Raw genomic sequence first — 14,800 nt, 5'->3', positions numbered from 1 at the left:
GGACTACTTACAATTGGAGGCTTCATTATGAAAATCATTCAAGCACGATTGCATGCAGTGCGCTTTCCATTGCATGAACCATTTATCATTTCCTATGCGACCTATCCGGATATGCCGTCTTTGATTCTTGAACTGGAAACGGATAACGGCTTGGTCGGTTACGGGGAAGCGGTGCCTGATGAACATGTGACGGGGGAGTATTTTACGGCGAGCTACGAAGTGCTGAAGGGATTGTTCCTGCCGGCTGTGATTGGCATGAACCCATTCGATATTGAAGCAATCCATCATAAAATGAACGGAATTTTGGCAGGCAATCCGGCAGCGAAAGCCGCGGTCGATATCGCTTGTTACGACTTGATGGGAAAGGCTTCGGGACAACCGGTCTATAATTTACTTGGCGGGCAGTCGAAAGAGCATTTGTCTTATCCGCGCGTCTTGAGCATCGAGTCGCCTGACATCATGGCAGAAAAAGCGAAACAGGCCGTAGAAGCGGGTTACGGATCGTTGAAATTGAAAGTCGGGGCAGGCAATGCACAATTGGACGTGGAACGTATTTTAGCGGTACGGAACGAAGTAGGCCCGGAAATGCCAATCCGTGTCGACGTCAATCAAGGATGGAAATCGGTCGGGACAGCCGTTTCGGCGATCCGTCAGCTGGAAATGGCTGGACTCAGCTGGGTTGAGCAGCCGATCCGCATGGGCGACATACGGGGCTTGGCTGAAGTCCGCCAGAAAACAGCCGTGCCGATCATGGCGGATGAAACTGTGCAGTCGATGGAAGATTTGCTTGAAATCATCCGTCTCGATGCAGCGGATGTCATCAATATCAAATTGATGAAATGCGGCGGCATTTTCCATGCGGTGCAAATGGCGAAAACGGCAGAAGCGGCGGGCATGCTGTGCCAGATCGGTTCGATGGTGGAATCATCGGTCGCTTCAAGTGCCGGATATCACGCGGCGATGGCGCGGATCAATATCGAAAGCACAGAACTGACAGGGCCGCTGTTATTCAGTGAAGAAATCGGCGACTTGAAATACGAGCATCCGCATGTGCTCTTGAGCGGCAAGCCAGGGCTTGGCATTGAAGTCGATCCGGAGCAGCTGAAAAAATTGACGGTCACATCTTGTACAGTAGGAGGCGATCCTGCATGACAACAAAACCGCTAAAAGCTAATAAAGGCGGAGATAAGATTCCCCATACATATGCGATTTTATTTTTGATCATGATTGCAGCGATGGTTGCCTCATATTTGATTCCAGCAGGTCAATACGAACGGGAGGAAGTGGACAATCGCACGGTCGTCATCGATAATTCCTTTGCAGAAGTGGAACAGAGCCCAGTCGGCTTCTTTGAATTGTTCAAAGCGATTCCTACAGGGATGTCTGAAGCGTCGAATATCATCTTCTACATCTTCTTGGTAGGCGGCGCGTTTGGGATTATCCGCGCAACAGGGGCGATCGAATCTGGAATCGCCAAAGTGGTCGATAAACTGGAAGCAAGGGAAAAATGGCTCATCCCGATTATCATGATTCTCTTTTCAGTCCTTGGGGCAACAATCGGAATGTCAGAAGAGGTCATCATTTTCGTGCCGATCGGAATTGCGGTAGCACGGGCCATCGGTTTTGATGCCATGACCGGGACGGCGATGGTATCGCTCGGTGCAGCATCCGGCTTCATCGGGGGCATGCTCAATCCGTTTACTGTCGGGATTGCACAAGGCATTGCCGAGCTGCAAATCTTCTCGGGCATCGGCTTCCGCTTCGGGGCGTATATCTTCTTCCTGAGCTTTGCAATTTGGTACGTCATGCGCTATGCGGCAAAAGTCAAAAAAGATCCGACGCAGAGTATCATCTACGAAATCGAGAAGCGTGCAAAGAAATCGTCGACAAAAGATCAAGCTGAGGCTCTCGGTGAGTTCAACTGGCGCCACGGGATGGTTTTCGTGTTCCTTGCAGTCGGGCTTGGCATCAATGTCTACGGAGTGTTCGAATGGGGCTGGTATTTGACTGAACTTGCTGCGTCCTTCGTCATCATCGGTTTTGCAGCCGGGCTTGTCGGAAATCTCGGTGTTAACCGCATGTTCGATGCGTTCGTCGACGGCATGAAATTGGTGGTCTTCGGTGCATTGATCGTTGGCTTTGCCCGTGCGATTTTGGTCATCATGGAGCAGGGAGTCATCATGGATACGATGATCCATGGCTTATCGAGCGTCATCAGCGGTTTGCCGAATGCATTGACTGTCATCGGCATGTTCTTTACACAAGTCGTCATCAATTTCTTCATCCCTTCCGGAAGCGGGCAGGCGGCGACAACGATGCCGATCATGACGCCTTTATCGGATTTATTGGCAATCGAGCGCCAAGTGGCGGTTCTTGCGTATCAATACGGGGACGGCATCACCAATTCAATCATTCCGACATCTGCTTCTTTAATGGGATATTTAGCAGTGGCTGGAATTCCTTATGAAAAATGGGTGAAGTTCGTCTGGAAATTGGTCCTCGTTTGGTTAGCGATTGCGCTTGTCGCACTTGTGATTGCTGTCATGATCGGTGTTTCCTGAATAATATAAAAAACCCTCGGCGCTCAAGCGCCGGGGGTTTTAAATAGTGTCTGTGTTTTGAATCAGGTTCAAAAAGCGCTGTGTCCGTTCTTCTTTCGGATGATTGAAGACTTCAGCTGGTGTGCCGCGTTCGACGACGCGTCCAGCATCCATGAACAGCACTTCGTCTGCGGCGCCTTTAGCAAAGCGCATTTCGTGGGTCACGACCACCATGGTCATCCCTTCGGATGCAAGATCTTTCATTACTTGCAGCACTTCTCCGACGAGTTCCGGGTCAAGCGCTGAAGTCGGTTCGTCGAACAACATCACTTTTGGTTCGAGTGCAAGCGCACGGGCAATGCCGACGCGCTGCTGTTGGCCGCCTGATAATTGGTGTGGATAAGAATCGGCTTTATCAGACAGGCCGACTTTGTCAAGTAGCGCCAATGCCTTTTCTTTCGCCTGTGCTTTGTCTTTTTTCTGGACGGTGACAGGCCCTTCCAAAATATTATCAAGTGCAGTCATATGCGGAAACAAGTTGTAATGCTGGAATACCATTGCAGATTGTTTGCGGAATGCCATAATTTGTTTTTTTGACATCGGCTTCGAGAAATCAGCGACAAGTCCGCCGATTTCAACAGTCCCATCACTTGGTTTCTCCAAAATATTGAGGCATCGGAGAAAAGTAGTTTTTCCTGAACCGGAAGGGCCGATGACGACGATGGTCTGTCCTTTTTCGACGTCAAGATCGATGCCTTTCAGCACTTCCAGCTCGCCGAAGCTTTTATGCAAATTTTTAATTGAAATCATAATAAACTCCTATCTCTGGATCAATCTGGATTTAACGGGAAACATAGCGGTCAAAACGGTTTTCCAAGCGTCCTTGGACGAGTGACAGCAAGAAGCAAATGATCCAGTAGATCAATGCCGCCTGCCCATAAAGAAGCAGGAACTCGTAATTGGTCGCAGCGATCTGCTGGGCGACACGGAACATTTCTGTCACTAAGATCAACGCAGCAAGAGAAGTGTCTTTGACCAGGCTGATGAACGTATTGGATAGCGGCGGCACCGAGACGCGTGAAGCTTGAGGCAAAATCACGCGGCGCAAGGTTTGGGAATAAGACATGCCGATCGTATCGGCTGCTTCCCATTGGCCTTTCGGGATCGATAGGATTGCTGCACGGATGACCTCAGAGGCATAGGCGCCGACATTCAAGGAGAATCCGATAACTGCAGCCGGGAAGGGATCAATCGTGACACCAACCGTCGGCAAACCGTAAAACAGGATAAACAATTGGACGAGCAGTGGCGTGCCACGGATGATCGAGACGTAGACGCGCGCAATCCATTGAAAAATCCGGACAGTGGAAATGCGGGCAAGCGCAGTGACGACCGCCAGGAATAGCCCAATGATAAAAGAAATGACCGAAAGCGGCAAAGTGAATTGCACAGCCGCTTCGATCAAAGGCAAGAAGGAGGACTGGGCGATGTCGCCGAGCCGCTCCAACCGTTCAGGGTTTGAGAAAATACTATTCAAGTACATTTTCGCCGAACCACTTATTGGAGATTTCTTCGTATGTGCCGTCTTGGATCATTTCAGCAAGCGCCTCATTTGCTGCTTCAACGAATGTTTCGTTGCCTTTTCTAAACAATAACGCGCTTTGCGCCGCATCGTCAGATTTATCGACGATTTTAATGCCGGCATCCGGACGTTGGTTCTGGAAGTCAAGGACCGTCAAATTGTCATTGACTGTCGCATCGACACGTCCTGATACCAATAATTCGATTGCTTGGTTAAAGCCTTCGACGCCTTCAAGCTCTGCGCCAAACGAAGTAGCTGTTTCGGCGTAATTGCTTGTCAATGATTGTGCAGAGAGCTTGCCTTCCAAATCGTCAAAGCTTTGGATTTCCTCATTATCTTCAGCTACGACGAGAACTGCTGTCGAAGTGATGTATGGATCTGAGAAATCGTAGCTTTCCTGGCGTTCTTCATTAATGCCGACTTGGTTGGCGACCATATCAAAACGCTCAGCATCGAGGCCTGCGAACATTGCATCCCATTGCGTTTCAAGGAATTCAGCTTCGACACCGAGACGGTCTGCGACTTCACGGGCGATTTCCACGTCAAAGCCTGTCAATTCTCCGCTGTCGTCATGGAATGTGAAAGGAGGGTATGTGCCTTCAGTGCCGATGACCAAAGTTCCTTCTTCCTGGATTTCGGCGAGCAAGTCCGTTTCGCCTTCTGTGCTGCTGCCTGAGTCTGTGTTTTCTGAGTTGTCTGTGCTATCGGAAGATCCGCAAGCTGCTAAGAATAATGCAGCTGCACCGATCGGCAGAAATGCCCATTGCTTCTTCATTGATGGTTCCCCATTTCGTTAAATTATTGCCTTATGGCGTTGTTGTTCTATTTAAGCATAATAAAGCTTACCTGTATAGTAGGTTTAATCGGCTGCGGAAAATAAGCAAAAGCCATTGTTTTTTTAAAGAGAACAATTTATAATAACTCTAATGAAAAGCTTGATATGAAAGCATTTGAAAAGTCATTATTGTCTTTTTAGAGCGGACAAATGTTTTGTAGAAAAGGAGTGCTTGAAAAATGAAACGAATCATGGTGACAGGGGCTTTAGGGCAAATCGGCTCGGAATTAGTGGGCAAATTGCGTGAAACTTATGGTGCGGAAAATGTATTGGCAACAGATATCCGGCCATCCGATAATCAGGACGGGCCTTTCGAAATTTTGGACGTGACGGACGCAGAACGCATGATGAATCTGGCACGTGATTTCAATGCTGATACGATGATCCATATGGCAGCACTACTGTCTGCGACTGCAGAAGAAAAGCCGCTCCTTGCATGGAACTTGAATATGGGCGGATTGGTCAATGCCCTTGAAGCAGCCCGTGAACTCGATATGCAATTTTTCACGCCAAGCTCGATCGGCGCATTCGGCCCTTCAACACCGAAAAACGACACGCCGCAAGACACGCTTCAACGGCCGACAACAATGTACGGTGTCAATAAAGTAGCAGGAGAATTGCTTTGCGATTATTACTTCACGAAATTTGGTGTCGATACCCGCGGCCTTCGTTTCCCTGGCTTGATCTCCAACGTGGCACCTCCGGGTGGCGGAACGACCGATTACGCTGTGGACATCTATTACCAGGCAATCGAAAAAGGCAGCTACACTTCCTATATTGCACAAGGCACCCGCATGGACATGATGTATATGCCGGATGCGCTTCAGGCAATCGTCGACTTGATGGAAGCTGACGCGGACAAGCTCGTTCACCGTAATGCATTCAACGTCACGGCGATGAGCTTTGAACCTGAAGAGATCGCGGCATCAATCCGCAAGCATATGCCGGACTTCAAATTGAACTATGACGTCGACCCGGCGCGCCAGGCAATCGCAGCCAGCTGGCCGGATAGTATCGATGCCAGTGCCGCAAAAGACGAATGGAACTTCAAAACCGAGTATGACTTGGATGCCATGACGGCAGACATGCTGGAAAAATTAAAGCAAAAACTACAGCAAGCATAATAAAAAAGGCGCTTTTCCGAAACCGGAAAAGCGCCTTTTTATCGAGTTAAAACAACAAATGTGCAACACCCGCTATAATTGGCAAGGCGATAATTGTACGAAGCAGGAAGATAATAATTAAATCCACTATATTCACTGGAATCTTAGAACCGAGCAGCAGTCCACCAACTTCGGACATATAAATTAACTGGGTAACAGACATAGTAGCGACAACAAACCGAGTCATTTCAGACTCAATGCCAGCACCTAGAATAGCTGGTAAAAACATGTCCGCAAATCCAATGACCATCAATTGGGCAGCCTCAGCAGCTTCAGGGATTCCGAGTAAGTTTAAATAAGGCTCGAATGGAGTTCCAAGTATGGTGAATGTTGAAGTATACTCAGCAAGAATCAGTGCGATCGTTCCAAATGCCATTACAACAGGAGCGACTCCAATCCACATATCAAGAACGTTTTTAAATCCATCTTTAAAGAAGGTAACTACTGATCGATTGCGATCTGCTTTTTCTAATGCTTTTTCGATACCATGCGAAGCGACATTGTAACCTTTGGGCACATCTTCTGTTTGAGAATCTTGTGCAGAGCCATCTATAAAAGTAGTAGGTTTGTTAGTTAGAGGGTAGATCCTTGGCATAATTAGAGCAAGTATTACGCCAGTAAGAATAACAGTTCCATAGTACGGAAGGAAATAATTTGCAAGACCGATTTCGCCAATAACAACAATAGCGAATGTAATTGATACTACTGAAAAAGTTGTTCCAATGATGGCGGCTTCTCGTTGCGTGTACTTATTTTCTTCATATTGTTTATTAGTTAAAAGTACGCCGATAGTTCCATCGCCTACCCATGATGCTAATGCATCGATTGATGAACGACCAGGGAGTCGGAACAGAGGGCGCATAATTTTTGCCATCATTGTGCCAAAGAATTCTAGAAGCCCAAAATTCATTAACAATGGGAGTAGAAGTCCAGCAAATAAAAAGATCGTAAACAAGAAGGACAATAATCCGTCCTCACCATCTAATAAAAGACCGCCTGTTGCATCGCTCCAGATAGCTTCTGGACCAACTTGGAAAAGAACCATAAATGCAAAAATAGCTGCCACTAATCTAGTCATTGTCCAGAATAAATTCACGTTAAACAATTTGTTGAAAAATGCTACATTCCCATCAGTAACTGGTTTCTTTGTTATGTACAACAATGATCCTACAGCAGCAATAGTTAAAAGAATTAACAAAATCCACGGGACGATAGAGGTAATTTCTCCAGCCATCCAATTTGCTAAGACTGCAATAGTAACCATCCATTCTGTATCACCGTCAGCATTTGTTGTAGGCACTGGAACAAGGAACAACAGGATCCCCAGGAAAGACGGAATCAGGAATAATAACCAAGTAGAAGCTGAAAACTTTTTCAAAATAGTATTCCCCTTTTCTTTTTATTGTATGAATAAACGCATATTATACTAATTATACAACACTTTCCCCTTTGGAACCGCTGTCATTAGTAATGTTTATATTATCTGAAAACAGAAGAAAATAATAGTATTTTTGAGAAAGAAAATCTTATTGCTGAATATGGATAATATTGGCGGAGCATCTCCAGCAGTTTACTTTGGCTGGAAAGAGGAATAACGACGCTGTTTAACCTGCCATGTATCGGATGGAATCTCTGAAGAAGTGATTTACAGAATAAAAAAATCCCGCCTCACAGGTCTTTTCGACGTGCGAGGCGGGATTCGGCAAGATCCTACTCGAAATCCTGGTCCCAGCGGTAAGCATAGAACCGTTCAAGGGTCAGCCAGTTTTCGGTTTCGGTGTCGCCATTTTGCAGCTTGTGCTCCATTTCCTCGAGCATCCAAGCAGTTTGCGAAATATGGGCTTTCATTGAATTCATCTTATGCTCACGTACGGGCTTGATATCGTAGACGATGTCAGGCTCACCGAGCACATCCAGTGTATTGTTGGCGAACGCCACGCAATGAAGTTTCGGGCGGTCTTCCATGCGGCGCACAGCACGAACTACTGCGCGCGCTGTTGCTTCGTGGTCAGGATGCACGGCAAAATCCGGATAGAACGTGATGATTAGGGAAGGGTTGGTTTCTTCAATAAGCTCTTCCATCATGCGCACCATTTTTTCATCGTCTTCGAACTCCAGGGTTTTATCGCGTAGGCCCATCATGCGAAGGTCCGTCAAGCCCATCGCTTCGGCGGAGGCCAGCAGTTCTTTCTTGCGGATAGCAGGCAAAGATTCACGCGTCGCAAACGGCGGGTTGCCAAGATTGCGGCCCATTTCGCCAAGCGTCAAACAGGCGTATGTAACGGGGGTTCCTTGTTGGATGTGGGTCGTAATCGTTCCCGACACTCCGAACGCTTCGTCGTCGGGGTGGGGGAAGATGACCAGTACATGTCGTTCTTTCGGGATGGTCATTATAATTCCTCCTTAATAGCTGAACGGTGTTTCGCTGAGTTGCAGCGCCACCGCCAATTTTCCAGTTCCGTCGTGGCCGGCGAGCAGCAAACGGCCTTCTTCATCGATTTCAAAATGGGTAATGCCTTGTGCGTAAACCCAGCCTTGCGGGAGTTTCAGCCCGACACGGTGTGGACTGTCGCCGACGACTTTTCCGAGCTCGAAATTGATGACGACATTGCGGATAAATGCGCCGGCATTGAAAAAGCCTTCATTGAAATGGCTGGCGTAGCTGCCATTTGTCGTTTCTAAATGAAGGTAGACATCCTTGCCGACGAATGAGTCGATCGCCGCTTGGAGTTGTTTGACTTCTACTAGTTCCATGATGTTCCTCCTAATTAAATCGGTATTCTAATAGTATAAGGAACTCTGCTGCCGAATGCGATTAGTACGCTTGCAACAGAAAGGATGGATGATAAAATTAAAAAAGAGAGAATTTTCCAAAAAGGGGTGAAAGGTGTGAAATTTTTAACTAATTTCTTTATCGCCATCGCCGGGATTGTCTTGGCGGGCAGTTTGCCGATTCTCGTCAGGGGCTGGGTAGAAGGAGAATGGCGAGGGCGATTATACGTGGAATCGATACGCGAGACATTGGAAGGGCTTTGGCCCATCGGAGAAATTGCGTTTCTTAATTACCGTGCAGGGCAGGAGATGCCATTATTCCCAAACATTTTCGCCTACATCGTGTATTCACTTGAAATTCTATTTTTGGCTTTGCTAGTAGCCCTTATAGCGTCATTGACTTTAACGATAGTGACTATGCTGCTGTCTGACAGTATACGGGAACGGGTAAAAATGATGCTTTATTTTCTGGAGTCGGTCCCGGATTTGTTGATCATTATGCTGGCACAGCTCAGTGTCATTTTCTTCTTTAAAGAAACCGGGGTACTGATTTCGAAAATTGCTGTGGCAGGGGAGGATCAAATTTACTGGCTGCCTGTATTGTGTCTGGCAGTTTTGCCGACTATTCAACTTTACCGCCTATCAATGCTGACTTTTCAAGAGGAAGAGCGCCAGATGTATGTAGAACTTGCCCGCGCACTTGGCTTTTCAAAAGTCTACATCGTGCTCATACATATGTTCCGTAATGCAATCATTAGCGTGTTTTTTCAATCTAAGAGAACGATGTGGTTCATGCTATCGAACTTGTTTGTACTCGAGTTGATGTTCAATCTTCCAGGGATCATGCTATTTCTCAGTGGAAATATGCACCCACTCGGTTTTCTGGTGACCATTTTCAGCTTTTTCCTGCCGATGTTCATTTTGTATAGCTTAGGGGAATGGTTTTTCGTATCACGCCGGCACAACAAGGCGGTGATATAAATGTGGCGCCAACCGTACTTTATCTTTGGTTTTTTCATTTTGAGTTTTTTCCTCGTGGGCAGTTTTGTATACGAGTGGGTGTGGGGCGATGTTCCGGCGCAAACTCATTATTTGATGGAAGATGGTCGGGCAGTGGAAGCGGCCCCTATTTCTCCTAACTGGCAGCATCCGCTGGGAACTGACCAATATGGCTATGACCTGCTGGGGAAATTGATGCTCGGGGCGAAATACACCATCTTGGCTGCACTAGCAATAGCCGCAGTCCGTATGGCAATTGCGGTGCCAATCGGATATATATTCGGTATTTATTTCGATAAACAGCGCAAATTGATGTCCAGTTTTGCCGACTCGATGCATTACATTCCACTGACTTTGTTCGCGGCTTATGTGTTAACTCCGTTGTTGTGGATGCCGGAAAATGGATTTTCGAGCACGCTCTGGGAACGGATTTTCGTACAAGTGATCATAATGGGTCTGCTGACCGTTCCGATCGTCTCAGTTCTGATTGCCAATGAAGCTGCTTTGCTTAGGGATAAGGAGTATATCCTTGCAGCGAAAACCCTTGGCGCGGGACGTCTTCGGATTATCCGAAAGCATCTATATCCACAAATGCGTGAAAAAATTGCTGTCCTGTACGGTCAGCAAGTCATGGAGACATTCATCATACTGGCGCATCTTGGACTGCTGAATTTGTTTTTGGGAGGAACCAAAGTCAGCTATGATCCCATGTTTGGCGATCCGCCGATGTCAATTTCTTACGAATGGGCGGGACTGTTCGGCTCGAGCTTTCGATACTTGCAAAGCGCTCCCTGGCTCCCGCTTGCCCCTGTATTGTGTATCGGGCTCGCTATTTTCTCGGTATCTCTGATGATGGAAGGTTATTTGCGTTCGAAAAATCCCAAAGTCCAAAAAATACACCGACAAGTAAAAGAAGATCCGTTGATTGAATGGAACCGGGAACAGCTGCGTGAGAAAATGGTGCGATTGAAAAATGAAGAACTTCCTAAATGAATCCGTACAATCGAGCAATCACCTATAAAAAACGCAAAGGATTCCAGACATGAAATAGCATTATAAAAGGAGGGCGCCTGTGCGCCCTCCTTTTATATTTTATTGAATTATAGTTCCACAACATCCACTTCAGCTTTGTGAAATTTATTCGCCGCTCCGTGCATGACAGGGCCAACGTATTCGTTCAGCTTCCAGCCATGTGCAATCGCTGTAGAGACAAAGATTTTTGCGTTGTATACTGCATCTTTGACCGACTGCCCGTTAGCAAGGTTGGCCGTAATCGCCGCAGCAAATGTGCAACCGGCGCCGTGATTATAAGTCGTATCGGTTTTCTCAGCCGTCAACAGGTAATGTTTTTCCCCATCGTATAGAAGGTCGGCCGCTTTTTCGTGCTTCAATTGCTTGCCGCCTTTGATGACGACAAATTTGGTTCCGTGTGCGTGGATCTTTTCCGCCGCTTTTTGTAGATCTTCGACCGTGTGAAGGGTACCGAGTCCTGATAATTGGCCGGCTTCCACAAGGTTCGGTGTCACGACTTTTGCGTGCGGCAGCAAGTATTTAACCATTGCATCGACATTTTCAGGGAATAGTACTTCATCTTCGCCTTTACATGCCATTACCGGGTCGATGACAACATCGGTAATGCCGGATGCTTCGATGGCCTTGCCCGCCATTTCAATGATATCGACGGTCGGCAGCATGCCGGTTTTCAAGGAGTCGATCCCTGTCGAGAATGCTGTTTTCAATTGAGCATCGAGCGTATCGAGCGCGATCGGGTGGATGCCATGGCTCCAATGGTTGTTAGGGTCCATCGTAACGATGACTGTCAAAGCGTTCATGCCGTATGTGCCGTGTTCCTGGAACGTCTTCAAGTCGGCCTGGATACCAGCGCCGCCGGAAGTATCGGATCCTGCAATGGTGAGTGTCTTTTTGAGTGTCATAAGTCAATCTCCTTTAGGCTATTTAGTCATTGAGCTAATTTTATAGAAATTTTGCGTCATTTACAACGGTTTGGGCCTGTGCGGCCACGCTAAAGCCAGTACTGTTGCAATGGAAGCGAAAGAAAATAACAGCGTGACGCCCCCGATTACCCAATGTCCGCTCGTGAATAGGCCAACTGCCATCACCAATGTTAAAATGGCTGCTATTACAATCAAGCCGATCAGGCAGCCCATGCCAGCGCGCTTGGCGCTTTCGGGTGCACTATCGCCTTTTGTTTTGGAAATATCAGAAACCCTTTGCCGCCAGTCTGCCATATGTTATTCGCTCCTTTTTCCCATCGTAACATGTGGGACGCGTGAATTGAAGCGCTTGCAAATGAACAAGACTAGAGAAAAAAAGATCGGGTAATGAAAAGGTAAGAAAAGTTTTTTGATGAAGGAGTAGATACAATGACCAAACAAATTTTCACTAATGATTGGCAACAAGTCTTAGGGGAAGAATTCGACAAAAACTATTATCAGGAATTGAGAGCGTTCTTAAAAAATGAGTATGCTAATGAGACCATTTATCCGGTCAAAGAAAATATTTGGAATGCCTTTGAACATACGGCTTATCAAGATGTCAAAGCGGTCATCCTCGGGCAAGACCCTTATCACGGGCCGAATCAAGCGCATGGCTTGAGTTTTTCCGTTCAGCCAGGCATCGCCCATCCGCCGAGCCTGCGCAACATCTTGAAGGAACTCGAAGACGACATCGGCTGTGAGAAGCCAGTGGATGGGACTTTAACGAAATGGTCTGACCAAGGCGTGCTCATGCTCAACACAGTCCTGACGGTGAGGCAAGGGCAAGCACATTCACATCAGAAAAAAGGCTGGGAGCAGTTTACGGACGAAGTGATCCGCAAAGTATCGGCACGAAAAGAGCCAGTCATTTTCATTTTATGGGGCAAGCCGGCACAGACGAAAAAGCGCCTGATCGATACCGAACGCCACGACATCATTGAAGCGCCGCATCCGAGCCCACTCAGCGCACATCGCGGATTTTTCGGCAGTAAACCGTTCTCAAAAGTGAACAAGCTGTTACAATCACGCGGCGAAGAACCGATTGATTTCTGCCTGGACTGACGAATCCAGCTAGCACATGGTAAACTGGATAGGACTAACAGCGAGAGGGGCCATGACACATGGGCATCGAAACGACACGCATTTTAGATGAAATCGATAAGCATACGGCTCGCGCACGGGGAAGCGAACCTGAAAAGATCCGTGAATCCCTTGCCGCTATCCGTGCCTTATGCGACCTGCTTCTCGAAGATGGCATGCAAGCGCCCAAAAAACCGCGCGCCATGCCGCTTGCTGCAACGGAAACAGTAAACCGGCCGCAGTCGGTTCCCGCGGCTACAAGGCTTCAGGAAGAAGGAGCAAACGGCGATTCGCTTTTTGAATTTTAAATGGAAAGAGGACGAAACAAATGAAATTTTTCTTAATAGCGGGAGCGGTTAATGGACTGCTTGCCGTCGCATTCGGGGCATTCGGGGCACATTTGCTTGAAGGCCGCGTAGCGGATAAATACTTGGATACATGGCAGACAGCGGTGCAATACCAAATGTTCCATTCCATCGGCTTGATCGCCGTCGCCATTTTGATGAGCTCAGCGCTCATCGGCCCGCTCGGTTCCCTGAACTGGGCCGGCTATTTGATGCTCGCCGGAATCGTGATTTTCTCAGGCAGCCTATATGTTCTGAGCTTGACGGGCATCAGCGTGCTTGGCGCGATTACGCCAATCGGCGGCGTCGCGTTTATCGCGGGCTGGGTTATGCTTATCATCGCCGCGTCGAAGGCATTGTAATAAAAAAGAAAACTGCCTGCATGGCATATGCAGGCAGTTTTTTTTGAACTCACTTCACTGAGTTTAATAAGGACTTTAATTTTTCGGGATCATCCACTTTCAACGCGATTTGCGAGATGGGGCGCGTCTTGCCAAAAAACAGCACCGCCTGCTGGGGCACGTTGAAATCGATTACGACTTGGGGTTCCGGTTCTTCAAAATCTTTGGCGACAAATTCCAGCGCATCGGCCTCTGGTTTTACGCCCCAGCGCACCGCTGCAATCGATTCGAGCGGTGCACTGATTCGTTTGTTCAACCCTAACGATACATTCAAGTTTCCATCTTTGATGGTCAAGGGGTTCAATCGGGTGGCTTGAATATCGCCAATGAAATAAATGACGCTATAGACATTCAAGATGAGCAGGACAATAGAGAGTACAGCGGATTTATCATGGAGCCACCAATGGATACCGAGGGTCTCGATGACGATGGCGTGGATGAGCATGATGGTAAATGCGATGGAACTGGTATTTTTATGGAGCGTGATGGATGCTGGATCTTCTGGGGGCCGTTTTTTCCACGTAAAGAAGGCATAGTAAAACGCGAGTGCTTCAGACAGGACGACATGGATGAGCGGATTCGGCTTGACGTTCTCATGCACTGCAGGAAACAAAGTGAACAGCGGGCTGCCGGCTTGTTGGCTCATGGACCGCCGTATTTTTGGAATGTGGATGAGCAATAGGCCGAGCAAGGCCAGTTCTGCCGCCAATATGAATAGTTCGAATGCGATGCCTAGGTAGAATAGAGGGGCGAAGGGTTCGAAATACAGTGCAGGGATGATGAAGCGCACGGCGATCAACCCAGTGGCCATAACTGCAAGCAAGTGTTTGAAAGTTAAGCGGAAGGATAGCAGCAGCAATAAAGGGATGACGACCGCAAAATCAACTAAAGAGCCGGCAACGAGCCAAAAGCTATCTTCCGGTATCACAGTGGAAGAAAAGGGTGAGCGGTAGACTAAGAGATTGCTGATCAATACGAGAAACAAGAAAGCAAAAGCCCATTTTGCATAACGTGTCTGGCGCATTACGAACATACAAACACCTCGTTTTTCTTTTAGTATACCCAGCAAATGGAAGGTGGCGGTAGG

At 47.5% G+C, this 14,800-nt stretch carries 17 protein-coding genes; 8 read left to right on the top strand and 9 right to left on the bottom strand.

Going from position 1 to position 14,800, the window contains the following annotated elements; translation table 11 throughout:
• The first annotated feature begins 27 nt into the window (after positions 1-27).
• The gene (locus G3255_RS14240; protein WP_211655074.1) at positions 28-1,152 is read left to right on the top strand and encodes a mandelate racemase/muconate lactonizing enzyme family protein; all 1,125 of its coding nucleotides are present in this window, start codon (positions 28-30) and stop codon (positions 1,150-1,152) included.
• Positions 1,149-2,561 (top strand): YfcC family protein, encoded by a 1,413-nt coding sequence (locus G3255_RS14235; protein WP_211655073.1) that lies wholly within the window; start codon positions 1,149-1,151, stop codon positions 2,559-2,561. The genes G3255_RS14240 and G3255_RS14235 overlap by 4 nt, the downstream gene beginning before the upstream one ends.
• Before the next feature lie 39 nt (positions 2,562-2,600).
• Here G3255_RS14235 and G3255_RS14230 read toward each other — a convergent pair whose 3' ends face one another.
• Genes G3255_RS14230 through G3255_RS14220 form a run of 3 tightly spaced genes read right to left on the bottom strand, consistent with a single transcriptional unit; the run spans position 2,601 to position 4,897 of the window.
• Positions 2,601-3,350, bottom strand: coding sequence for an amino acid ABC transporter ATP-binding protein (locus tag G3255_RS14230; protein ID WP_211655072.1), 750 nt, complete (start codon positions 3,348-3,350; stop codon positions 2,601-2,603).
• A 31-nt stretch (positions 3,351-3,381) separates the two neighbouring features.
• Positions 3,382-4,083 carry an amino acid ABC transporter permease gene (locus G3255_RS14225; RefSeq protein WP_211655071.1) on the bottom strand — a complete coding sequence of 234 codons (702 nt, stop codon included), beginning with the start codon at positions 4,081-4,083 and terminating at the stop codon, positions 3,382-3,384.
• A complete protein-coding gene (locus tag G3255_RS14220) occupies positions 4,070-4,897 on the bottom strand; it encodes an amino acid ABC transporter substrate-binding protein (protein WP_211655070.1) in 828 nt (275 codons plus the stop codon). The genes G3255_RS14225 and G3255_RS14220 overlap by 14 nt, the downstream gene beginning before the upstream one ends.
• Positions 4,898-5,136: 239 nt before the next feature.
• Here G3255_RS14220 and G3255_RS14215 point away from each other — a divergent pair, with 239 nt between their 5' ends.
• Positions 5,137-6,081, top strand: coding sequence for an L-threonine 3-dehydrogenase (locus G3255_RS14215; RefSeq protein ID WP_211655069.1), 945 nt, complete (start codon positions 5,137-5,139; stop codon positions 6,079-6,081).
• Positions 6,082-6,127: 46 nt separating this feature from the next.
• On the opposite strand, the gene G3255_RS14210 is transcribed toward G3255_RS14215, so the two are convergent.
• The 3 genes from G3255_RS14210 to G3255_RS14200 form a co-directional block, all read right to left on the bottom strand.
• Entirely contained in the window at positions 6,128-7,498 is a 1,371-nt protein-coding gene (locus G3255_RS14210; RefSeq protein WP_211655068.1) for a YjiH family protein, read from the bottom strand.
• A 332-nt stretch (positions 7,499-7,830) separates the two neighbouring features.
• Positions 7,831-8,511, bottom strand: coding sequence for a bacillithiol biosynthesis deacetylase BshB2 (gene bshB2 / locus G3255_RS14205; RefSeq protein ID WP_211655067.1), 681 nt, complete (start codon positions 8,509-8,511; stop codon positions 7,831-7,833).
• Between the two features lie 12 nt (positions 8,512-8,523).
• Positions 8,524-8,874: a YojF family protein gene (locus G3255_RS14200; protein ID WP_211655066.1), complete on the bottom strand. Its 351-nt coding sequence runs from the start codon at positions 8,872-8,874 to the stop codon at positions 8,524-8,526.
• A 135-nt stretch (positions 8,875-9,009) separates the two neighbouring features.
• On the opposite strand from G3255_RS14200, the gene G3255_RS14195 reads away from it, so the two are divergent.
• Entirely contained in the window at positions 9,010-9,873 is an 864-nt protein-coding gene (locus G3255_RS14195) for an ABC transporter permease subunit (RefSeq protein WP_349291442.1), read from the top strand.
• Positions 9,874-10,884, top strand: coding sequence for an ABC transporter permease (locus G3255_RS14190; protein ID WP_211655065.1), 1,011 nt, complete (start codon positions 9,874-9,876; stop codon positions 10,882-10,884). It begins immediately after the preceding gene.
• 107 nt (positions 10,885-10,991) lie between these two features.
• On the opposite strand, the gene pdxK is transcribed toward G3255_RS14190, so the two are convergent.
• On the bottom strand, positions 10,992-11,825 hold the full coding sequence (pdxK, locus tag G3255_RS14185) for a pyridoxine/pyridoxal/pyridoxamine kinase (protein ID WP_211655064.1): 834 nt from the start codon (positions 11,823-11,825) through the stop codon (positions 10,992-10,994).
• 60 nt (positions 11,826-11,885) lie between these two features.
• Positions 11,886-12,140: a hypothetical protein gene (locus tag G3255_RS14180; RefSeq protein WP_211655063.1), complete on the bottom strand. Its 255-nt coding sequence runs from the start codon at positions 12,138-12,140 to the stop codon at positions 11,886-11,888.
• A gap of 135 nt (positions 12,141-12,275) precedes the next feature.
• Between G3255_RS14180 and G3255_RS14175 the strand changes: the two genes are divergently transcribed.
• The 3 genes from G3255_RS14175 to G3255_RS14165 are packed head-to-tail and all read left to right on the top strand — an operon-like array spanning position 12,276 to position 13,674.
• Positions 12,276-12,950, top strand: coding sequence for a uracil-DNA glycosylase (locus G3255_RS14175; protein ID WP_211655062.1), 675 nt, complete (start codon positions 12,276-12,278; stop codon positions 12,948-12,950).
• Positions 12,951-13,009: 59 nt separating this feature from the next.
• Positions 13,010-13,276, top strand: a complete 267-nt coding sequence (locus G3255_RS14170) for a YwdI family protein (protein WP_211655061.1) — start codon at positions 13,010-13,012, stop codon at positions 13,274-13,276.
• A 20-nt stretch (positions 13,277-13,296) separates the two neighbouring features.
• Positions 13,297-13,674, top strand: a complete 378-nt coding sequence (locus tag G3255_RS14165; protein WP_211655060.1) for a DUF423 domain-containing protein — start codon at positions 13,297-13,299, stop codon at positions 13,672-13,674.
• A 49-nt stretch (positions 13,675-13,723) separates the two neighbouring features.
• Here the strand turns inward: G3255_RS14165 and G3255_RS14160 are convergent, their stop codons facing one another.
• Complete coding sequence (locus G3255_RS14160; protein WP_211655059.1) at positions 13,724-14,746, bottom strand: beta-carotene 15,15'-monooxygenase; 1,023 nt, start codon at positions 14,744-14,746, stop codon at positions 13,724-13,726.
• Positions 14,747-14,800 lie beyond the last annotated feature (54 nt).

The organism is Planococcus sp. MSAK28401 (assembly GCF_018283455.1).
Lineage (GTDB): Bacteria > Bacillota > Bacilli > Bacillales_A > Planococcaceae > Planococcus > Planococcus alpniumensis.
This window is presented reverse-complemented; position numbering and strand designations above follow the sequence as displayed.